At 50.4% G+C, this 22076-nt stretch carries 16 protein-coding genes, 1 pseudogene and 1 riboswitch; of the genes and pseudogenes, 3 read left to right on the forward strand and 14 right to left on the reverse strand.

Annotated features, from left to right (window positions below; genetic code table 11):
- Positions 1-4: 4 nt before the first annotated feature.
- The 11 genes from KB559_RS12575 to KB559_RS12625 form a co-directional block, all read right to left on the reverse strand.
- Positions 5-664, reverse strand: a complete 660-nt coding sequence (locus KB559_RS12575) for a dihydrofolate reductase family protein (RefSeq protein WP_211022286.1) — start codon at positions 662-664, stop codon at positions 5-7.
- Positions 665-692: 28 nt separating this feature from the next.
- A complete protein-coding gene (locus tag KB559_RS12580; RefSeq protein ID WP_211022287.1) occupies positions 693-1829 on the reverse strand; it encodes a sugar ABC transporter substrate-binding protein in 1137 nt (378 codons plus the stop codon).
- 22 nt (positions 1830-1851) lie between these two features.
- A complete protein-coding gene (locus KB559_RS12585; protein ID WP_211022288.1) occupies positions 1852-3810 on the reverse strand; it encodes an alpha-amylase family protein in 1959 nt (652 codons plus the stop codon).
- Positions 3811-3841: 31 nt separating this feature from the next.
- Positions 3842-4882 (reverse strand): zinc-dependent alcohol dehydrogenase, encoded by a 1041-nt coding sequence (locus KB559_RS12590; protein ID WP_211022289.1) that lies wholly within the window; start codon positions 4880-4882, stop codon positions 3842-3844.
- Between the two features lie 261 nt (positions 4883-5143).
- The gene (gene pulA / locus KB559_RS12595) at positions 5144-7102 is read right to left on the reverse strand and encodes a type I pullulanase (RefSeq protein ID WP_211022529.1); all 1959 of its coding nucleotides are present in this window, start codon (positions 7100-7102) and stop codon (positions 5144-5146) included.
- A 61-nt stretch (positions 7103-7163) separates the two neighbouring features.
- Positions 7164-9215: an amylo-alpha-1,6-glucosidase gene (locus tag KB559_RS12600; RefSeq protein ID WP_211022290.1), complete on the reverse strand. Its 2052-nt coding sequence runs from the start codon at positions 9213-9215 to the stop codon at positions 7164-7166.
- Between the two features lie 203 nt (positions 9216-9418).
- Positions 9419-10246: a carbohydrate ABC transporter permease gene (locus KB559_RS12605; protein WP_211022291.1), complete on the reverse strand. Its 828-nt coding sequence runs from the start codon at positions 10244-10246 to the stop codon at positions 9419-9421.
- Positions 10247-10261: 15 nt separating this feature from the next.
- On the reverse strand, positions 10262-11131 hold the full coding sequence (locus KB559_RS12610) for a carbohydrate ABC transporter permease (RefSeq protein ID WP_211022292.1): 870 nt from the start codon (positions 11129-11131) through the stop codon (positions 10262-10264).
- A 58-nt stretch (positions 11132-11189) separates the two neighbouring features.
- Positions 11190-12485, reverse strand: coding sequence for an extracellular solute-binding protein (locus tag KB559_RS12615; RefSeq protein ID WP_211022293.1), 1296 nt, complete (start codon positions 12483-12485; stop codon positions 11190-11192).
- Between the two features lie 12 nt (positions 12486-12497).
- Positions 12498-14225, reverse strand: coding sequence for a glycoside hydrolase family 13 protein (locus tag KB559_RS12620; protein ID WP_211022294.1), 1728 nt, complete (start codon positions 14223-14225; stop codon positions 12498-12500).
- Between the two features lie 54 nt (positions 14226-14279).
- A complete protein-coding gene (locus KB559_RS12625; RefSeq protein WP_211022295.1) occupies positions 14280-15281 on the reverse strand; it encodes a LacI family DNA-binding transcriptional regulator in 1002 nt (333 codons plus the stop codon).
- Between the two features lie 188 nt (positions 15282-15469).
- On the opposite strand from KB559_RS12625, the pseudogene KB559_RS25580 reads away from it, so the two are divergent.
- Positions 15470-15535: pseudogene (locus KB559_RS25580) on the forward strand (zinc-ribbon domain-containing protein); the annotation flags it as partial.
- A gap of 3 nt (positions 15536-15538) precedes the next feature.
- The gene (locus KB559_RS25385; protein ID WP_348772914.1) at positions 15539-16210 is read left to right on the forward strand and encodes a DUF2628 domain-containing protein; all 672 of its coding nucleotides are present in this window, start codon (positions 15539-15541) and stop codon (positions 16208-16210) included.
- Between the two features lie 269 nt (positions 16211-16479).
- Here KB559_RS25385 and KB559_RS12635 read toward each other — a convergent pair whose 3' ends face one another.
- Positions 16480-17916 (reverse strand): NAD(P)/FAD-dependent oxidoreductase, encoded by a 1437-nt coding sequence (locus tag KB559_RS12635; protein ID WP_211022297.1) that lies wholly within the window; start codon positions 17914-17916, stop codon positions 16480-16482.
- Positions 17917-17998: 82 nt separating this feature from the next.
- Positions 17999-18098: riboswitch (purine riboswitch) on the reverse strand.
- Between the two features lie 259 nt (positions 18099-18357).
- Here KB559_RS12635 and KB559_RS12640 point away from each other — a divergent pair.
- Positions 18358-19674: a hemolysin family protein gene (locus KB559_RS12640; RefSeq protein WP_211022298.1), complete on the forward strand. Its 1317-nt coding sequence runs from the start codon at positions 18358-18360 to the stop codon at positions 19672-19674.
- A gap of 105 nt (positions 19675-19779) precedes the next feature.
- On the opposite strand, the gene KB559_RS12645 is transcribed toward KB559_RS12640, so the two are convergent.
- Positions 19780-21129, reverse strand: a complete 1350-nt coding sequence (locus KB559_RS12645) for a DUF4129 domain-containing protein (protein WP_211022299.1) — start codon at positions 21127-21129, stop codon at positions 19780-19782.
- A 34-nt stretch (positions 21130-21163) separates the two neighbouring features.
- Positions 21164-22030 carry a GNAT family N-acetyltransferase gene (locus KB559_RS12650; protein ID WP_211022300.1) on the reverse strand — a complete coding sequence of 289 codons (867 nt, stop codon included), beginning with the start codon at positions 22028-22030 and terminating at the stop codon, positions 21164-21166.
- Positions 22031-22076: the final 46 nt, after the last annotated feature.

Consider the following 22076-nt stretch of genomic DNA (forward strand, 5'->3'; position numbering starts at 1 on the left):
ATATTCAAACCGCTTTTAAATACCGCAGCAAGGTGTAATTATCCTTCGGCTCCACTTCGACCACCTTAAACTTTTTGGTAAAATCGAGCTCTGTGTAGCCTTCCCCATCAACCAGCGTAATGTTGGAGGCTCCGCCGATGATGATCGGAAGCTGCATCAGTATGATCTCGTCAACCAGATCCTGGTTGAAAACATGCCAGTTCAGAAAGCCTCCGCCCTCCACCATCAAGCTGTTGATGCCGTACTTTTCCTCCAGCAAGTTAAACATTTGCCCGAAATCCACTTTGTCTTGCCCGCAAATCAGGCACTCCTTGCCCCGTTCCCGGAGCTGTTCAATCTTGCGTTCATCCTTGCCGTTCTCCGTCGTAACAATGAGGGTTTGTCCCTCATCCGTCAGCACATTGCTATCCATCGGAATATCCATGGTTCTAGTGGGGATAATCCGCACCGGATTCTTGTTCTCTTCATAACGGTTCGTCAAAAAGGGATTGTCCGTGGTGATGGTATTTTTTCCGACCATAATGCCGTCAACCTTGCCCCGAAATTTGTGAATATACTCCATATCCCGGCCATCAAAGAGACTGAACAAGGGCTTGCTGGACTGCCCCGGACCCAATGTCAGCTTACCGTCGATAGAAATCTGGCTAAATACGCTCGTTTTCATGGATCATCCCTCATTCCTTGTTTTTTGTTTACAGGACACCGGCAGACTGCTTAAAATGTTGATCCATCGCACTCCAGGCAGACGCTTCGCCTTCTTTCTCCAAGACTAGCAGACCCGCTCGGATCGCCTCCCAAACCGAAGCCATGGCCGGTTCAATCGGCATGGACCGACTCTCTTCCAACAGTGCCGCAAGCGTCCCTCTATTAACACCGGTTAAGTTTTTCAATCTACCGCGTGCCTCCGAATGAACGGGAATCCGCTGAACCTCCGTTCCCCATTTCATTTGGCTCTCCGCACTTAGCATGAAGGCCGCAAAGGAAATAACCTCTTCCCGAAACTCCGACTCCAGCGAATAGCCCGGGAAAACCAGTCCGATCGCCGATGACATGGATATGGATGGGCGGCCCTGTATGGAAGGCAGCCTTGCAACGCCTAGCTTTGATGTCATATGCCGATCCAGGTGATTATATATCCACTCCCCGCAAATAATTGCGCCGACTTCCCCGGCGATGAATCCCTCCAATAGTTCGACCGATCCGTTCAAACTGGCCAGTAGACCGCTGTTCATCCGGGTCCGAACATATTGCAGCGCCCGCTTCATCTCGCTCTGCGGGAGACAAGGCGTGCCTTCCGCCATGGGCCAACCTCCGAATGCCGTCAAAAATGGCATGAACCAGTAGGGCTCCCGTAAGTCGGCGGCAACGGGAATAATGCCCTTCTCCAACAATCCGTCACCCAGATCTTCGATTTCCTCCCAAGATGCCGGGGGCTCCGGGTAAATTTCACGATTGTAATACAGCACCAGATGGTTACCCGTAAGAACAGGCAAGCCATAGGGTATTCCTTCAGACCGCATGGATTCGAGAAAGCCGGAACCATGCGGGGCTACTAGCGACAGCAGTTCATCCGGTACCCTGGAATACTTCGCCTTCTGACCGAATCCAGCCATATCCGCGGGAACCAGAGCCATTTGGGGGGCCTCGCCTCCCTCGCCTACTGCGTTCAAGCGAATGACCAGCTCCGAAATATTCATCACTTCGGGAATAACCTGAATGTCATTTTGCCGGGAATATTCATGGCATAAACGTTCCAAAAGTTCAATGGAGGTATCCCCCGGTCCATCGAATTCATGCCAAATCACCAGCTTCTTTGGATGTGATCCCATCTTTGCACCTGCCTCCGTGTTTTTAAATTTTGATTTGAGGATGATAAAAAATCATGCCCTGATAAGGCTGAAGCAACCACTCGCCCTGCCGGTCTACTGCTGAATGAAGCTGCGCCGGCTCGGATTCGGAATCGGCCCGGCTGTCGATCAGGACAGTCCATCCCTTCGATACGGGATATACGGCATTCAGGCTTACGGTTTGCGGTTCATCCGGACTTAAATTAAAACAGCCTACAAGCAGCTCACCGCCATATAAATAGGCGTACATCAATACCTCACCCTGGGGATTTGGTATAAAAAAGTTATGCGGCTGCACCAGATAATCCAGCTGGTTCTTGCAAGAGTACAAGCGGTTCAACAGGGGGATCATGGGCAGCGGATGCGTCCAGTTAATGGATAACCGGTTGAAAAATGCCCGCGGGATGTCCGCGCCTCCCGTATTGTCTCCAAGGCCGCAGTTGAGCGGCTGCTCTTCGTTCACTTCCATTCCCGTAGTCAGAAACGGAACGGCGTTTGGCAAAAAGCTGTTGAAGACGCTCATCATACGAGCCAGCGGAATTCCGCCGCGACTTGTAATTCTAGGCGTGTCCGCCGTTTCGGAACAGGCAAAGACATGAATGGCCAGTTCCGGAAGTTCTTTTAGATAAGCCTGAAGTGTCTCTACGGAAATATCCGTCATGATATTCCAGCCGCTGCCAAGCATAATATTATAGCCGGTGCTCGCCGCCTTTCGATGGTTGCGGTTGAACAAATCTTCGCTGATCAGGATGGCGTTCGGCCTGATTTTCTTGATTCTCCGGAACATTTCCTCGAGAAGCGCCACGGGCAGAACATGACCGATGTCGATCCGAAACCCGTCGATGCCGTAAGTATGTAAGTTAAATTCAATGGCTTCCACCAGCATGTCCCACAATTCCTGGTTCGGTTCGGACCCGGGATACATATTGCATTTGATCGTGTCAAATAACACGTATGGCGGTTGACCCGGCTGTATCAGATGCCTTACTTGAGGCGAAACGTCCTTATACAGCCTGTAAAAAGCGATATCCGTCCAGATCGGCTGAACGTCATTGATCCAGTCGGAATGTGCCGGCGCCGTAGTAATTCCCATTTCTGTCTCCACAAGAGAAAGCAGTTGCTCCCCGGATTGCCGGGCACGCTGCTTCAGGCATTGCCATAGCAGCGGATTAAGCTCATTCGGCGGAGGTGAAAATTTACTCAGAAACGAAGAAGTGTCTGCACTTCGATAAACGGTCTCCAGTTTATCCGGCGTGCATTCTTCAAAGAATCCAAGCTCCGGAATATGCGGCGGAGTAAACCCGTCCAGATGTTCTTTACCGATCCAGTACACCCAATCCGGATGCTCTTCAATAATTTCACTATCCCGTGCGGTCACCCGGGGGATAAAATCTACTACAACTTTCATGCCGAGCAGATGGCAAGCCTCAACGAGCGAGCCCATTTCGTCATGCAGCGTAAATTCGGGGATTCCGTCCAGCAAGGGATCGTGCAGTTCGGGATCAAGCTCAAACAACGAATGAACCGCGTAAGGAGATCCCACGTCCCCTTTCCAATGCATTTGGCTGTATCTTGTGACCGGCAGTAAATACAAGATATTTACGCCCATCTTCTTTAGCAGCGGGAGCAGAATCATGAAGCGCAAAAAGGTCCCTGATTGGACGCTTCCGTCATGGTTGTAGTCCCAGGCCGCCGAATAGCGGACCAGCGACGAATAAATGACGCTGCGATCCAGATTTCTTCCCTCTGAAAAGGCATGGGATTGCGACAATTGAAAGAGGTAATTTAGATGATGCAGAAAAAAGGGTACCGGCTGCACTTCAATTTCATTATTTTTCGTATTCAGAATATCCGGGTACCGGCATTCGTTCCAAATCGCCGGAATCCAGATCGACGGCAGTTCTTCGCGCTGGCGGGAGGCCAGAAACCGGTATATATGTCTCAATCCCTCTTGGTGTGCCATGCACTGCATCCCCTTTCTTCAAAAATTCTGTTCAGAACGTGAATACGGTTTTCATCGTTTCGGACGGAAGACGATTTCCCGTTGACAGCTCGTAGCCCAATAGCTCGTGAATGGCCGTCTCATATTGTTTGAGCGGATATTTTTTTGTCACCAGGGACGCCAAATCCGGATGATTCGCCGCAAAGTCAAGCGCCTCTTCGAAGGTATTGAGGTATTCTCCGGCACCTATGATTTTGATGGCATTCTGTGTGTAATGGGTCGGAGTCAACAGATATCGATAACCTCCGTTAATGCCGAAGGGAACGATTCTGCCGCCTCGCTCCACCCATTGCTCCGCAAGGTCCATTTGGGTTCCCACCGTATCGATGACAACATCGTATTTGCCGGATTCCCCAAGCCGGAGTTCTGTTTCCGCAGCCAGCTCCGCCGGGGTTAGGACCACCTCCGAAAAACGGCGCGAATACGACAGCCGATACGGATTTATTTCTGTAGCTATCGTGATGCACCCCAAGGCTCTGCTTACGATTTGACAAAGCAGCCCCATCGGACCGGACCCCAATATCAAAACCCGGTCTTCCCGGGTTATTCCGGCTTCCTTGAAATTGTGCAGCACGCATGCAAGCGGTTCTACAAGCACCGCCGCCTCCCAGCTCATGCCCTCCGGTAACTTGTGAACAAAGGACTCGTCGGTAACGAAATAGGGGGCAAACGTTCCGGAAATATTCAAACCGGCGATCGGCATCCCTTGTCCATCCGGACCGATGCAGAGATGCAGCCTTCCTTTCCGGCAAAACCGGCATTCCCCGCAGCTTTGGTTAGGGTCGATCACAACGCGGTCTCCTACCCGGAAACGGGTTACCGCAGACCCGATATCGACAACAGTCCCCACAGCCTCGTGACCGCGAACAACACCCGGAAGTCCCGGTTCTTTACCCGTAATAACAGCAAGATCCGTACCGCAAATGCCTGAGAGCTGGATTTGTATCTTTACGTCACCTGGCTTGGAACAAGAAGGAGACTCCTCCTCGACAAGCTCCAATTGGCCATGATTCGTCCATATTAATGACTCCATCTGAATTCCCTCCTTTCACATCGTGATTAAAATATCTGTTGTTCAAACGTTTGCGCAAAACGTTTGAACACATCTTATCACAGTTATTTGTAAAAGTAAGGGAAAATTTGTCGAATGCTTCCTCTGTTTTCGGAATTTTCATGCAACACCTGTAATTTCACATCTAGTTTCTGCAAATTCAAAAACCGCAGGCTGTTCACTCATTCAAGTGTTCATCCTGCGGTTGTTATAAGCTATTTAATTGTTCGGCATTGGGACAGTTTAGGAAGTTATGTTCAAAACGACCATACCGGTTCCATGGACTTCCAGTCTGTTATTCCCGAGCTTTTGAACGAATTCATTCCCGTAATGCACTTGCCAGTCACCGAGATCGGGCAGTTCCAAAGAAATCGGCTCCGCATTGGCGTTATAGAGTACATACAGATGGCGGTCGGAGTCGCCACCGGCGTGATTCCGCAGTGTATAAGCCACGGCATGAGCAGGCGCCGGTTCAAAATTCAAATGCTCGCGAACCTCCTGGGCCGTCCGCAATCGGAAAGCGGGATGGGATTTCCGCAGCTTGATCAAGCTCGCCATGTATAACACGTCATTTTGACGGCTTGCACAGCGTCCCCAATCCAGCCAGTTGATCTCAATCGCCGATTTGTAGCTGTTCTCCACCCCGTTCTTGGAACGCATGAATTCCTGGCCGGCATGTATAAACGGGATGCCCTGCCCGGTGAGAATTATCGCCGAAGCGAGCCGGTGCATTTGAGTGCGCTGTTCTTCCGATTCAACGGCGGAGGAAATATCCAATTTATCCCAAAGAGTATGGTTATCATGGCATTCAACATAATTAACGTTTTGTACCGGTTCATCCGCAAACTGTTCAATCGAGCCGCTGTAGCGGATGCCGCCGACTACGCCGCGTTTGACGCCATCCTCAAGCCCGCCGCCCCGGCCGACGAACCCCTTCGATCCGAAAATAAAGGTGTCCCCTTTCACAGTATCGCGGATACCGTCGTTGAAATGGGCGATTCTCGGCATGCGCCAGGCGTTGCCTTGATGGGCGCGACGATCTTCCGGCAGAACGGTCCCCATGTTCCAGCCTTCGCCGATCATCAGGATCGAAGGATCGATCTCATCGACCCGGCGCCGGATTTCGTTCATCGTATCCACATCGATCAGGCCCATCAAATCGAACCGGAAGCCGTCGATATGATACTCGCGGATCCAATGCAATACGGATTCGACGATGAATTTTCTCATCATCGGCCGTTCGGAAGCGCACTCATTACCGCAGAACGAACCGTTCGAGAAGGTTCCGTCCGGGTTGTAGCGAAGATAGTATCCCGGAACCAGCTTGGTGAAGTTGACCAGATATCCGTCGTATACGTGGTTATAAACCACGTCCATGATCACCCGCAAACCCCGGTCATGAAGACTCTGGATGCACTGCTTCAATTCCGTGATCCGGGAAGCGGGAGCATACGGATCCGTAGCGTAGGAGCCCTCGGGAACGTTATAATTTTTCGGATCGTAGCCCCAGTTAAAATGCGGCTCATCCAATTTGGTCTCATCCACGCTCTGCGTGGAATAATCGTAAATCGGCTGCAACTGAACATGCGTGATGCCCAGCCCTGCAATATGATCCAGGCCGGTCGGAATCCCCCCTGGCCCGCGAGTGCCGCTTTCGGCAAGGCCGAGGTATTTCCCTTTATGCTGGATACCGCTGTCGGGATGGATTGATAAATCCCGGACATGCAATTCATAAATTACCGCGTCCACTGGCGAAGAAAACGGCGGCATCGCTCCGGTCCACCGCTCGGGGTCGGTACGGCGTAAATCAAGCACGACCGCCCGGTCGCCATTGACGCCAACCGCCTTGGCGTAAGGATCGGCCGCTTCGTTCCAGCTAGTGCCGACCTTGACCCGGTACGTGTAATAAACGCCGTGGTAATCTCCCGCCGTTTCCAGCACCCAGGTCCCTTGCACATCACGGACCATCGCCCGCTCTTTTACGGGCAAGCTGTCCCACGAAGAGTAAAACACGACTTTCGCCTCCGAAGCAGTCGGAGCCCATAATCGAAACGATGTTTTCTCAGGGGTATAAACCGCTCCCAAATCATCGCCGTTATAATAAAATTTATCGTCAAACGCTTTGTCAAAAACGGAAACGCCTCCGGTTACCTCCGGATCACCATAATCCATAATCACATCAATTTCCTTCTGTACCGACAATGGATTCACTCCAATCATTTAAAATTGTCGCGCCTTAGTTTCCCAGGCTTCATATCATGGGTTATTGATTAACCGATTCGCTTAAATAAGGCAGAACATCCTCGGTATACGCCCGCAAAATCTCCCCGACGCTCCAAGCCTGCGAGAAGCAACCGCGGCCCGTGCAGGCAAACTCGCCGTCGAAAATCTCGGCGATTCCGCCGATAGCTCCGTCTTGAAGATGATCCTCAAACACCTCGCACATCTCCTTGGCCGCTGACACGGCTTCCTCGCTGTAACCGTTTACCCTGCAATAAGCGGAAATAAACGCACCTAACGGAAACGCCCATACGGTTCCCATGTGATAAGCGCCGTCCCGGTCAATGAGCTTGCCGATATAACGGGGTTTGTATTCCGGATCTTCAAAAGAGAGCGACCGGAGTCCGTAAGGCGTGTACAAATGCTTATATACGGTACCGACGACCGCTTGTTCTTTCTCGGCGGGAAGCATCGTAAACGGGAGCGAGACGGCCCAGATTTGATTCGGCCGGATTCTGCCGTCGTTTTCCAATAACCCATGGCCCTGGTCTACATCGACCACATCGTACAAACATTCCGCCTCTTCATTCCAGAATCGGCGGTTGAAGGATTCGCGCACGGTTCGTGCTAATGCATCATATGGCTCCGTGTCCCCAAAACGTTCCGCCAATTCCGCCATGACACAGAGTGCATTGTACCAAAGGGCATTGATTTCCACCGGTTTCCCGTGCCGCGGGGTGACGACCCATTCGCCAACCCTGACATCCATCCAGGTCACCTGGTCCAAACCGCCGCCCGCACGGATGAGACCGTCTTCGTCCATACTTATGGAAAAGTCCGTTCCCGCTTTGTAGGCGCTAACGATCTCCTTGAGTTGCGGGTAAATTTTCTCTTCGATAAATCGGTAATCCTCGGGACTTCCGGTATAACGCAGGTACTCATGCACAGAATGAAAATACCAGAGTGAAGCGTCTACCGTATTGTATAGCGGCTCCTGGCCGTCATCGGGAAACATGTTTGGAATCAGCCCGTTCCGCACGTATTTAGAGAACGATTCCAAAATTTCTCTGGCATCCCCGAACCGCTTGGTCGATAGCGCCAAACCTTGCATTGCGATCATCGTGTCCCGTCCCCAATCGGTAAACCAGGGGTATCCGGCAAGTACGGTTTTCAGCCCCGTCGATTCACGATGGACGATAAAGTGGTCCGCGGCCTCCACCAGACGATCTGCAAAACGGTTTCCGTATCCGGCTTGGGCCACCAGCCCGTCCATACGCTGCTTATATTCCCGGACGATGGCAAATCCGTCTTTATCGTCGAGTGAATCTATGGAACACTTTACATAGAAGGCTTTCTTTTCATATGGTTTCAAAGCTATTTGAATTTCATAGGGAGTATAATGATAATCCACCCCCATAAACCCGTTGCGATTCTCGAACTTGTAATAGTGAGCCTCTTCATATAAATACGGCGGCGTTGCCATCGTTACCGGAAACGTGGATCTGTCCACGTATTCCCCCTCGGATGTCATGAAGTGGATCGCCGTTTCCGTCCGGCTGCCGGGCACCAGTTTCAGCGTCTTTCCCGTCTGCTCCGTTTCAAAGATGAGATTCCCTTTCTCTGAAGCCTCGCCAGGCGAGCGGTAATTGAACAACGGGACCAGCTTGAGGGTCGTATGCTCCCGGCCACCCGTCACTTCATAACAGACGGTCACGGTATTTCGGCCGTATTCCATGGCGATCGTTTTGCGGATGGACACGTCCTCCACCTGATAGTGATATTCCGGAACGGTATCCAGTTTGAATCTTCTCAAGTAATGCTGTCCGTCCTTTTGCCAGTTCACATATTGCTGCGAGGTTAAATCGTAAGATTTGCCACCGATCTGGACCTGCTCCTGGGTTCTGGTAAATACCAGCACCCGGTTTACGGGCGCTTTGGTCGAAGCGACCAGATAACCGTGTGACATCCGGAACCCGCCGCCGGGCACCGAGTGACTCGCATAACCGCCGATTCCGTTGCCGATCAGCCATTCCCGTTCATTGCCTTCCTCGATCGTGCGCCAGGCGCTTCGTCCCAATACGTAAGCTCTTTCCATGCCGCAACTCCCCCTTTAACGCTACAGAAAAAGAAGTTATATCCGCAGCTAGTTAAACGTTTACTTAACCATTATGTGCTGAATTATATCATCGCTCTTTCCTGCAGGTCAATCGTTTGCACAATGATAATTCGCAGGATTTATGGCGTTCCATGTACATTCCAGTGCAGCTTACCAAAAATGCATCTTTCTGCACCCAAGGCCTAACCTTTAACCGCCCCGGCGGTGATCCCGGCGATGAAATATCGCTGTAACAACAGGAATAGCAGAATAATCGGCAGAATGGCGATCAAGGAACCCGCGAATACAATTCCCCATTGGGTCGTATATTGACCCTGGAAGTTGGCCAAGGCAATCGGCAAAGTGCGTTTTGCCGGATCATTAATAATCGTCAATGCCCAAGGGAACTCCTCCCATACCGTTAGCGCATTGAAAATAGTAGCCGGAACGAACGCAGGCTTGGACAGCGGTAAAATAATCGAGGAGAACAGCGTCCATGCATTTCCACCTTCCATCTCCACCGATTCATCGATATCGCGGGAAATGGAATCGAAAAATCCCTTTAGCATAAACGTCGTAAACGGAATGGCCCCTGCCGTGTAAATAACGATTAATCCCCAACGCGAATCAAACATGCCAAGCTGACGGATCAGCACAAATTGGGGAATGAGAAGCGTTAGACTCGGAATGACGAGCCCACCCATCAAGATGGTGAAACTCAGTTTCTTTCCTTTAAAGTCAAATCTTGAATAAGCAAAGGCCAGCATCGAAGAAAACAGAAAAATAAGACCAAAGCTGGCTATAGTAACTAGAACGCTGTTAAAGAGATACAGTGCGAAGTTCTGACTGACCCAGGCATTCCTGAAATTGGACAAGGTCATTTCCGAAGGCAAAAAGCGCGGTGGAAATTCAAACAATAAAGTCATCGGCTTCAATGCGGTCATGAACATATATACTAACGGATAAATGGAGATCAATCCGCCAACAACGAGAAAAGCATAGACGCATATCGTCTTCCAAAGCGAGCGCATAGGATCGCCTCCCTCCTATTCCTGTTTGTTCAAACGGAACTGCAAAAACGTCAGGCCGGCAATAATGACGGCAAACACGTAGGACAATGCGGAAGCATAACCGAGGTCATATTCAGTGAACGCCTTCTGGTACATCCGGGTAAGCATCACTTCGGTCTGGTGCAGCGGTCCGCCGTCCGTAATCAGATAAATCGACGTGAACACATTAAAAGCGCCGATAATCAGCATCATTTGAATGAAAAAGGTAGTGCTGCGAATTGACGGCAACGTAATATGGCGAATTTGCTGCCAGGCGTTACATCCATCGAGCGAAGCAGCTTCGTATTGATCCTTTGGCACGCCTTGCAGGGCGGCCATATAAATTACCATCGCCCATCCAACGCCTTTCCAGATCCCGAGGAAGCTAACCACCATCATTGCTTTGCCCGGATCGCTCAACCAACTGATCGTCTTATCGGTAAAGTGGAGTACATCCATTATGAAATAATTCAAATATCCCTGATCAGTGAACACGAATTTAAAAATTAGCGACGCGACTACCCAAGAAGTAATGACCGGTAAAAAGAACAGCACCCGGAAGGTCTTGGTTCCGGGCCGGTTCTGGTATAAGGCGTACGCGACCAGAAATCCCAGGACCATTTGGCCGGGAACGGAGATGATCCCATAGATGAATATATTTTTAAGCGAAATCCAGAAAACGTGATCCTGAAATACATGCCTGTAGTTCCCCAGCCCGATGAATTCCAAATGATTGAGATCGGTTAGGCGGAAGTCATAAAAGCTGTACAGGAAGTTCCGAATTAACGGATACAGAATGAATACGGAAAAAAACAAAAAACCGGGCAGAAAAAATAAATATCCGGCCGTTCCGTTTTTTTTGCGCATGATCATGACTCCTTCATTGGAGATAGCGTCTCCCAAGCGGAAGACGCCCCCGGTGTAATTAATTATTCAGCTTCAACAATCCGTCAATTTTGGATACCGCAGCATCCAGTTCAGCCTTGACGTCTTTGTCGGTCATAAAAATGCTGCTCATCGTGTCGCTAAGGACGCCGTCAATTTGCGGCCAGGAGTCGACCGGCGGACGAGCCTTCGCTGTCTTTAACTGTTCGAGGAATGGAGCGTAATAGGCCACCGCTTTGATTTCGTTATTCTCCATGGCATCCAGATTGACCGGAATTTGCCCAATTTTGCCCATCTCGACCTGTGCCGCTTCCGAAACCATGAATTTTACAAACTTCCAGGCTTCCTCCTGCTTGTCCTTGCTAAAAATCCCGAGATCCTCCCCGCCAAGCACCTGTATGGAGCCGGCAGAGCCCTTCGGGAAGGACGCCATTTCAAATGTGAAGTCGCCGAACTGTGACTGGAACTGGGCAACCGCCCACGGTCCTTCGGCCATCATGGCATAGCTTCCGCCCGCATGCCCTTCCGTCACCGGCACATCGCCCGGTTTAAATCCCGCGAGCTGTCCCGAGGTATATGCCGCTTTCAGCTTGGTAACGATGTCGATCGTAGCCTGACTGTTCAAGAAACCATCCGCCGTCGTAAAGTCCGGTGAGAGCACATCTCCTCCGTTACTCCAAATCCACGGAAGGATATTCCACCCCTGCAAGGCCGGCTCGCCATATCCCCAGCTCTTGTCGTATTTGGCTTTGATTTGCGCAAGATCCGCAAAGAACTCCTCCGCGGTTTCCGGCGCTTTATCGATACCGCTTTGCGCCAGCATGTCCTTATTCCAGAACAAAACCTTGGTGTTCGTGTTAAGCGGCAGACCGTAATAGTGCTCCCCGACTTTAGCCGTAGACAGCGGGCCTTCCAGCAGTCCCTTGGCGATGTCGTTAAAATCGCTGAATTTCTCGTCCAACGGCTGAAGCAGCCCGCGTTTCTGGAACTCCGGCACCCAGATGATATCCAGCCGGGCTACATCCGGCAGGTCCCCGCCGCTGCCTCCGATTTGCAGCTTCTTGTGCAATTCTTCCCAAGGAATCGCTACCGCTTTTACCTTGATCCCCGGATTCTCAGCTTCGAATTTGGGGATCAGCACTCCCGTGAGGGTTTTCTCCTCCGGAGATGCCGTACTGTAGTGATGCCAGAACGTTAAGGTTACTTGCTTTCCGGTAGCCTTCCCTCCGGATTCCGATGCACTCTCGTTACCCGTGCCGGCTCCCGAACCGCATGCGGTTAATACCAGCAGCATGGCCACAATCGCCAGCGATAATTTGCTCCATTTATTTGTCATCGTTCATGCTCCTTATTTGACAGTCTGAAAAAGCAGGCATTGGCCAGGTTCAATGATTTCAGGCAGATCACCCGTATATTCAAAATCGTAAATGTTATATGAGCCGCTTAAATCAAATCGGGACAGCTCAGGCGCAAGGGCCAGACGATCTGCGGAGAAATTGCAAAGAAGCACGATTTCATCCGTCCCCATGTACCGCCGGATGACGTAGCAATCCGAACCTTCCCGGTAACGGAGCTCCACGGAGCCGCTCTGCAAGAGCGGATTCTCTCTTTTGCGCGTGATCCAGTTCTGCGTGTACCCGAACAGGTCCGATTCCTCCGGTGATCGTTCCCATGTCATGCTTCCTCGGCAGCCCGGATCATTCTCTCCGGTCATTCCCAATTCGTCGCCGTAATAAACGGTTGGATTACCCGGGAAGACAAATTGGATAGCCATGATTTGACGCAGCTTATCCCTATTTTCCCCGCAACGGGTCAAAATGCGTTCCGTATCGTGGCTTCCCAGCAGGTTGAACATCTGGTGCAGCTCCTTCAGGGAGTATCTATGGGCAAGCCGGACCAAACGGGAATGAAACTGACGAAGCGTAATGGAACGGTCGAGACAATAGTCGAACAGAATAGTTCTGAACTCATAGTTCATAACGCTGTCGACCCCGCCCGACATCATCAGCCGCTTGGCATCGTCCCAAATTTCTGCAATAATGATTGCGTTAGGATTTAATCTCTTGACACAGGATTTCAGCTCCCGCAAGAAGCTGATCTCCACCTCATCTGCGACATCGATTCTCCAGCCGTCGATACCTGTTTCTTTCTGCCAAAAGGAAACGATATCATAAATGTACTGCTGTACTTCGGGATTCGATGTCCGCAGCTTAGGCATCCACTGGTAATACCCCACGGAATCGTAATCTTCCTCGCTCCGCTCAACCGGATAATTATTGACGTAGAACCACTCTTTGTAAGCCGAAGCCTCTCCTTTTTCCACCACATCCTGAAAATAGGGATGATAAAATCCGCAGTGATTGATTACCAGATCCAGAACGACCTTGATCCCGCATTCATGGCACTTGTTCACCAGTTCCCGCAAATCTTGTATCGTACCGAACTGCGGATCGATTTCAAAATAATTGACCGTGTCGTACTTGTGATTCGAAGTCGCCGTAAACACCGGATTCAAATATAAGGCGTTAATTCCAAGCCTGCCAAGATAATCCAACTTGCCATTAATGCCTTGCAGGTCACCTCCCATGTAATTGTCCCGGGTAGGCTCGCTTCCCCAAGGTTCCGTCCCCTCGGGGTCATTGCCTAGATCTCCGTTGCAGAATCTCTCGGGGAAAATCTGATACCATACCCGGTCCCCGATCCATTCCGGAGCTTGTACGGTATCCCGGTCTCCCGCGTAAGCATAAGAATAGCTTCCTTTGAAACCTTTCGTACTCTGCAATCCCTCGGTATTAAGCCAACGCGTCTCCCCCTCGAGCTTAAATTCAAAAGCATATTGTAGGTATCGAATCCGGGATTCCATACCGGTCAATATCGTGCGGTAATAGCGGTGTTGCTCCGATTCCGCCCATAGCGTCATCGGCTGCGACTGAACTCCGAATTGTTCGGTTTTGTACTTATTCCAGTAGAGGAGCCGCACTTGTTCGGCTTCCGCCGGAAGCCTGAGACGAACCTCCAGCTCGTTAAGCGAGATTAAGGTGGCGTCTACCGCCGGGTCGTGATCATAGTTAGTCATTATCATAGTTTCCTCTTCATCCTATATTGTTTTGTACATGAATAATAAAGGCCCTTAACTTCCGATTCTTGTAGCAATGGACACCGACTTCGGTACGCCCGGCTCCTTGTTCATTAAGGAAAACAGCATGCTTGCCGCTGCTTTTCCCATCATCTCGAGGTCGACTTCCACAAAGTGTACCGGATGCTTCATATACTTGGACATGGGGAAATCGTCAAAGGTCGCCAACGCGATTTCCGAAAGCAAGGGATTTCCGTTCTCGAAATCCAATATTTCAAAGAGCTGTTCATGCGTGCAGCAAATTAATGCTTCGGGGTGCCACTCCACAGCCGATTCGGACGAATCGGAGCCGTAAAGCGATTTCAACACTTCGGCTTGCTCGATAATACGGACTTCCAAACGATGGTTCTCCATCGTTTTCCGGTAACCCTTCAGCCGGTCGGCGATAAATTTATCCCTCTCCGCGGCTGCTCCGCCTGCATAAATCATGATTTCCCGGCAGCCAAGATCAATCAGATGCTCCGTCAAAATTTGACCGGCCTGCACGTTATCGATGTCTACCCACGGAACGCCGTCTTTGGACAGCATGTTTTCCCCCGTGACGACGTAAGGCATCTCATGCTTAACGAGCAATTCGTAATTCCGCTCATTCAGCAGCGAATTCGGAATAATCAACCCGTCGACACGATGCTCCACAACTATCCGTTCGAAAGTCGATTTGCTCTGCTTGTTATCATGATTATGATCGCTCATCATTAGAAACATATGGTCATGGTTGTAGACGATCTCTTCGATTCCTTGAAGCACCTTGTAAAAGAACGGATTGGCAAAAGCCCGCTTATCCGTATAATCCGAGCAAAATCCGACGGTAAAGGTTTTATTGAAGGCCAACCCCCGAGCTATAGAATTGGGGACATAGTTGTGCTGCTTCATGATAGCTTCGACTTTCAGTCGCGTCTTTTCCGAAATGTTGCGGTTCCCGTTGATCACGCGGGAAACCGTCGCCTTGTTCACGCCCGCCAAATCGGCGATTTCTTGAATCGTTATCTTGGACATCTTCTAAATCTCTCCTATCTAATGCAACCGGTTGCATAAACTATTATATATAACGTTTCCGGACAATGCAATACAGATTTTTGATTTGATTTCTATTCAATTATGCACCAACTGTTCCGATAAATATAAATGACTTAGTTCTTTCGAACTATTACGATGCTGTTGAAATAAGTCGGTCGGAGGTAGCCATGTTTTGTTCAAATTGCGGTACTAAACTTTTAGAAGATGACAAGTTTTGCGTTAGTTGCGGAAGTCCGGTGAAGCCCCGGGAAGAAACGGCTCCTGCCGATAATCCCTACTACGCACCCCAGTCATCCGGTTCGGCCGGATATGCGGCAGGAGCAGGGAATCGGGGCAGGGATACGGAGCCTACTGAAGAGGATTTTGCTCTTTTTGTCGGCAAGAAGGCCGATGAATACTTGAGCATCTGGAACGAGGACCGGCGCTGGAATTGGCCCGCATTCCTGTTCGGAGGCTATTGGATGCTGTATAGGGGCATGTATTTGTATCTGCTCGTATACCTGATTGTGATGAGTTTCATGGTCAATATCGTCCGTGCGATCATGTTCTCGGTGTATTACTTCTCGGGAGGCGTCGTGGTCGTGGTTCTCATCGCCAATATCGTGCTTCAGGCTATCTTTGCCCTGTTCGCCAACAAGATCTATTTGCATCATGCCCGGCGGAAAATCAGAGCCATAAATGCTCGCTTGGCCAACTTCCCGGATCTCCGGGAAGAACGAATCGCGACCGCCGGCGAAACGAGTCTGTACATTCCTATCGCTCTCGCCGTATTGCCCGTACTGATCTTAATCGTCACGACTCTCTTTTACTCGGTCCACGTGTATAAGGAGATCAATGAAGAAATGCGTTATCGGCAACAGCAGGACAGCAGCATGGTTCAGCCTTATTTCTATTCCCGGGTAACTTAAAAAGAACGGTGGAGCATCCTTTGCTCCACCGTTCTTCTGTTTAATCCCCTTCTTATTCTCACCATTGGATAAATTCCAATGAGAATCGGCAATCCATGCCCAGGAGCAAGTCTGCTTGGAAGATTTCCAACCATTACCCCCATTTAATTCAATACTTGCTTAAATGGCGCTCCCTCATTGGAATTTCTCCAATGAACTTAGCAAGTAAGCGCTCTTGAGGAAGATTTGATTGGATATTATCCAATCAAATCAAACTCCACTCGCTGCCGCTATACTCCCGCCTTCTCCAGCATACCACGGGCGATCCAAACGCCGGCTGCTCCCGCCTGGGCCAAGCCTCGGGTAATTCCGGCGCCGTCCCCGCCGCAGTAAAGCCCGGCGATCTCGGTTTCCAGCGATTCCGACAGCTTCGGACGTGCCGAATAGAACTTCGCCTCTACGCCATAAAACAGTGTGTGTTCGGAGGCGATGCCCGGAGTCACCTTTTCAAGCGCCTCTACCATTTCAATCAAACTTTTCATCGTATTGTATGGAAGCACGAGCCCCAGATCCCCGGGAACGGCCTCTTTCAGAGTCGGCTCCAAGAAGCCCTCAGCAATACGCCCTGCCGTCGAACGCCGCCCGCGCAAAATATCTCCATACTTCTGAATGATCACGCCGCCGTTCGAAAGATCATTCGCCCGCTGACAAATCTCTCTGGCATATTCGTTCGGCTTATCAAACGGATCGGTGAATTTATGCGAGACCAATAAAGCAAAGTTCGTATTGGAAGATCCCAATGCAGGATCCTTGTAGGAATGGCCGTTGGCCGCCATGACACCGCTGTGGTTCTCCACCACGACATGTCCCGACGGATTGCTGCAAAACGTACGGACACGGGTGCCGACCGACGTGTTGAATATAAATTTTCCTTCATATAGATGTTCATTGATTTCTCTCATAACCACGTCGGAGGTTTCCACCCGAACGCCTACGTCAACTTGATTGTTCGTCATTTTCAGGCGGCGTTTCTTCAATATGTCGGTCAACCAGGCCGAACCGTCGCGCCCCGGAGCTACCATCACTTGATCGGCTTCATACGTATCGCCATTTTTCAAAATGATGCCTTGAACCCGATGCTGCCCGTCTTCCTTGACGGTAATCAGATCTTCAACTTCCGCCTTATATATCATGTCGATCCGCGTTTTCAGGTATTCATAAATCGACTTTAATATCTCCAAATTTTGTTCCGTACCCAGGTGACGTACTTGGGCGCGCAACAGTTTCAGTCCGGCGGCATATCCCTGCTGTTCGATTCCGCGAATCGCATCCGTCATCGGATCGGTGATATTCTCGGTTGCCCCGTGTTCGAGATTGATGGAATCCACATAGCGGATCAGCTCAAGCACTTTGGAAGGCGCAATGTAATCGGTCATCCAACCGCCGAATTCAGTCGTTATATTAAACTTGCCGTCGCTATAAGCTCCTGCGCCGCCGAATCCCGCTGTAATGGAGCAGGCCGGAAGACAGCCGGCAAATTCCTTTTTGCCTGCGGCAGGCGGACAAAGCGTGATCTTCTCCTCCAGAATCGGACAACGGCGCCGGTAAATGTCATGTCCTTTATCAACCAGCAGCACCTTCCAATGAGGCGCGCGGCGTGTCAATTCATAACAAGCGAATATTCCTGCAGGTCCGGCTCCAACCACAATCACATCATATTTATTCATCAGTTTCCTCCTGAAGTAGGTTTATAGAGGTACTTATTGGCCAGGTAAAAATGAGCACAAAAAAATCCCGACTATGAATAGGTATGCGCAAGCACCCGTTCGTAGCCAGGAATTTGTGGTTCCTTGTAGAGACCCTCAAACCGTATTTTTGAGGATATACGAATCGTCTCGTAAGACTTAATTTCAATTGTCACATCACGTTAGTAATATTATCGTTAAAACACGTATGAGTCAACACCGTTTTATACTATTATTCGTATATTATTGAATTTACCTTATTAAATCATCCTCGCGCTTGTTTAACATTAAGCAAAACACGAACATTAAATCCGGAAAATAATCCAGATTCCCTCCGACTTATTAGCATTCACATGCAATATGCTATATAATAGGCTTATGCTTTATTCATATTTTTATAAACAAAAGGAGTAGATGTAGAGAATGGACAGTGACAGGCTTTTGGTATTAAATTTGGTTTTGGTCGTGGTTCTGATTGCGCTGACGGCATTTTTCGTGGCGGTGGAATTCGCGATCGTCCGGGTACGGGCAAGCAGAGTGGATCAATTGATCGCCGAAGGAAATAAGAAGGCTCTAGCAGTCAAACAGGTAACATCCAATCTAGACGGCTACTTATCGGCGTGCCAATTGGGAATCACTATTACGGCTCTCGGACTCGGTTGGCTGGGCGAACCAACGGTGGAAAAAATAATGCACCCGGTGTTCCACAGTCTCCATATACCTGAAGCGTTAAGCGGTGTGCTTTCTTTCATTATCGCGTTTGTAGTCATCACGTATCTTCACGTCGTAGTCGGTGAATTGGCGCCTAAGACGATCGCCATCCGTAAGGCGGAGAGCGTCGCCATGCTGACGGCGAAACCGCTCATTCTTTTTACCAAGATCATGCGTCCGTTTATCTGGACGTTGAACGGCTCGGCTAACCAGCTCGTGCGGTTGATCGGGATCAAGCCCGCCTCCGAGCATGAGGAAGCCCACTCGGAAGAGGAATTGCAGATCATTATCAACGAAAGCTTCGAAAGCGGAAAAATTAATCAGAGCGAATACGGATATGTGAACCGGATTTTTGCTTTTGATAACCTGCTCGCCAAAGAGATTATGGTCCCTCGGACCGATATGGTGTGCTTATATACGGATAAATCGCGCCAGGAAAACCTGGACATCATCAAAGAACAGCAATACACGCGGTTCCCGGTCGTAGAGCAAAGCAAGGATAACGTTATCGGGATCGTGAACACCAAGCAATTTTTCCTTGCCTATGAAGATAACCCTAACCTGGAGGTTGCTGCACTGCTGCAGCCGGTCATGGCGGTATCGGAAGTCACTCCGGTCAATGAACTGCTGAAGCGAATGCAGCGCGAAGGCACTCACATTGCCATCCTGATCGACGAATACGGCGGAACGGCCGGCCTCGTCACCATCGAGGATATTCTGGAAGAGATCGTCGGCGAAATCCGCGACGAATTCGACAAGGAAGAGGAGCAGCCGCTCGTACAGCTCAGCGAAACGCATCTCGTCGTCGACGGTAAAGTGACCGTCAACCAGATCAACGATGTGCTCATGTCCGACCTCGATACGGAGGATGTGGATACCATCGGGGGATGGTTATACGGAAGACATCCGGAAATGAATGTCGGGGAAACGCTGGAGCATCATGATTTACAATTTAAGCTTCTGGACAAGGAGCCTAACCGGTTCAGAAAGCTGGAAATTATAAAACTTACGGTGCAAACCGATTCCTAAGAACAGTCGGTAAGACCGGGTTAGAATAAAGCACCCTCATCCGAGACATTTGTCTCTGGATGAGGGTGCTTTTGTTTTGCGGGCTTGTCCTTTTTCCGGCTGAAATTAAAGGTCCAGCTCCCTTTTAATTCTCGCGATTTCGTCATCGGACGGCTCCTGCTCCTTATACCGGGCTTTATAATACAAACCCAGAAGCTCCTTGGCCACGGATCTTCGCATGCCCCAAGCCGACTTCCCTTCCCTCGACTTTGGGACTGGCTGCTGGCGCAATTCCGCTTCCGTTTCCTGCGGAGTAAAATAAGGCTTCAGCTTATAGCCCTGCGCCTGCTCGGCGTGAAGCAAATGCCGGTATAAATAACGGATCCGTTCCCGATTGTCCGGGAGATCCTCCAAAGTGACTTTCTTACCGGAACGGGAGCCAAAGATACCTCGCCAATTCTGCCATTTGGGGATCGCAGATTTCCCCATTTTCAACCGGATCTCTTCGTCAACAAAGGCTTCGTTCCGTTCGTCTTTCCCTGCCCGGCCAAGCATGGCTAGCAGCCGGTCCATCCAGCGGCGCCAAATCCCGCCTGCGTTCTTATAGAGCCAGTATAAAACAACCGCCACCAAGGCCAAAATTACTGCCGTAGCGAACACGTAAAACAAAATATTCAGAAATTGGGACAGCCACCCCGGCTCATGCGATTTTCCCGTTTCCATCGGAAAAGCCGCGGGTCCTCCCGTATCCTCTTCCGGTATGGTCACAGGCTCCCCCGAAGATCGGGTCAGCCAGCCGACTATTTGCCTTAGCATTCCTAGCAGAACTCCACCGGCCCAACGCCCTGCACCCGTTGCCAGCAGCAAGGCCGCAAGCACGATAGCCCCAATCCAGGTCATATTGTGCCCCCTTAACCCACGGGGCAGCCGATTTCCCGCCTCTTCTTCGGAGAACGTGTTGTACCGCAAATAACTTCGGTTGACCGCGAACAGCGTCCATGCCAAACAAAGAACGCCCACCCAGGTAATGAACGGCATAAATTCCTCAAGCTCGGTGAAACGAGGAAAAAAGATACCTGCAAGCAAATAAAGACCAATCCCGATCTTATACAGCTTGTTTTGATTGGTTCTCCCTGCGGACGTCACCCCCTGATAAGCAAGGACTGTCCCGGCGAACAGACAAACCATAACTCCCAAGATAGTACCGTTTCCCAAGCCCCCTATCGCTACAGCAAACAGCGTTCCCAACAGTACGGAAGCGCCTGCCCGCTTCCAGAACACCGGCAGAGCTGACCGGACCGTTACTCCGGCGAGGGACATCAGGGACAGGCTGCATAACGCAAGCAGAGAAAGTTGTTCCGGTACGAGAAAAGAATAGGTAAGCAAGAAGAGCGGCATAAAAAAAACGCACTCTATGAGACATAAGCTCCATGCCTTTATAGACCTGGTGAAATAATCAACACGAACGGTTTCCAAGAAATGACCTCCCTGAAGAGGATTAGATTTACAATTACAGCGTCAAATACATTTCGTATTGCGAAATGGCGTCCCGTTGGAACCCGAGCCGACGTATGAACCCCTCTATCAGGGCATTATTGGGCATGGAGATGGAGAGCTTGGAGAGTTCGAGTTCCGAAACAGCTCTCTGGAGCAGCCGCGTCGCCGTTCCCCGAGACCTGAAGTCAAGGTCGACGAACAGGATGCTAATCCTTCCCGTACGGGTAATTCCAAGGGTACCAACCAATTCCCCCTCATGGAATGCGCCGAAAAACACATGGTCGCCAGCCCGTCTGATGTAATCAAGATCATTTTGCCAGTTCAAGTGAAAATACCTGTTCTTATTGACGCTAGATGCAAAGTCACCCCAATCGAGTGGAGCCACTGAAATAGGGTCATCCAGCTTGTTGGGCAACGATTTCAGATTGCTCAAATCGCTCTTGCTAAAATAGGAGAGCTCATACACCCTGGAGTAACCCAGCTTATGATAAAAGGCGATAGCCCGGTCATTGCCGACGATGACCTCCAGCAGAAGCTGCCGGCAGCCTTGCCGGATCGCCTCTTCGCGATGCAGCTCCATTAGCCGGGCGCTAACGCCCTGACCCCGCTCCCCGGGCTTCAAAGCCAACGCGCCGCAGCGCATCGTGCGGATGCCCTCGTACTCTCTTGTTCCGCCAAGGACAATTCCGACCGGCTCGTCTCCGCGCAGCGCAACAAAGGAATGCTCTATTGCATTGCCCTCCGGACCGAAGAACCGGTCAGCGAACTGTTCCAACGTAAAATTGTATTTGATGAGGTAGTCCGAGAATCCGGTTTGGAAAGCCGTAAACAGCACATCCATTTTGCATTCCGTTCCGCGATAATATTGAATCGTTGTCATCGCCGCATCCCTCCATAGCCCTTTTATAGTTCACGCACGCAATCAC

It is taken from the genome of Paenibacillus sp. Marseille-P2973 (assembly GCF_018101095.1).
GTDB lineage: Bacteria > Bacillota > Bacilli > Paenibacillales > Paenibacillaceae > Fontibacillus > Fontibacillus vini.

Excerpts from the sequence above, each read along its gene's own strand:
- KB559_RS12575 (WP_211022286.1), bottom strand. The coding sequence starts at position 664 with ATGAAAACGAGCGTATTTAGCCAGATTTCTATCGACGGTAAGCTGACA.
- KB559_RS12580 (WP_211022287.1), bottom strand. The coding sequence starts at position 1,829 with ATGGGATCACATCCAAAGAAGCTGGTGATTTGGCATGAATTCGATGGA.
- KB559_RS12585 (WP_211022288.1), bottom strand. The coding sequence starts at position 3,810 with ATGGCACACCAAGAGGGATTGAGACATATATACCGGTTTCTGGCCTCC.
- KB559_RS12590 (WP_211022289.1), bottom strand. The coding sequence starts at position 4,882 with ATGGAGTCATTAATATGGACGAATCATGGCCAATTGGAGCTTGTCGAG.
- KB559_RS12600 (WP_211022290.1), bottom strand. The coding sequence starts at position 9,215 with ATGGAAAGAGCTTACGTATTGGGACGAAGCGCCTGGCGCACGATCGAG.
- KB559_RS12605 (WP_211022291.1), bottom strand. The coding sequence starts at position 10,246 with ATGCGCTCGCTTTGGAAGACGATATGCGTCTATGCTTTTCTCGTTGTT.
- KB559_RS12610 (WP_211022292.1), bottom strand. The coding sequence starts at position 11,131 with ATGCGCAAAAAAAACGGAACGGCCGGATATTTATTTTTTCTGCCCGGT.
- KB559_RS12615 (WP_211022293.1), bottom strand. The coding sequence starts at position 12,485 with ATGACAAATAAATGGAGCAAATTATCGCTGGCGATTGTGGCCATGCTG.
- KB559_RS12620 (WP_211022294.1), bottom strand. The coding sequence starts at position 14,225 with ATGACTAACTATGATCACGACCCGGCGGTAGACGCCACCTTAATCTCG.
- KB559_RS12625 (WP_211022295.1), bottom strand. The coding sequence starts at position 15,281 with ATGTCCAAGATAACGATTCAAGAAATCGCCGATTTGGCGGGCGTGAAC.
- KB559_RS12635 (WP_211022297.1), bottom strand. The coding sequence starts at position 17,916 with ATGAATAAATATGATGTGATTGTGGTTGGAGCCGGACCTGCAGGAATA.
- KB559_RS12640 (WP_211022298.1), top strand. The coding sequence starts at position 18,358 with ATGGACAGTGACAGGCTTTTGGTATTAAATTTGGTTTTGGTCGTGGTT.
- KB559_RS12650 (WP_211022300.1), bottom strand. The coding sequence starts at position 22,030 with ATGACAACGATTCAATATTATCGCGGAACGGAATGCAAAATGGATGTG.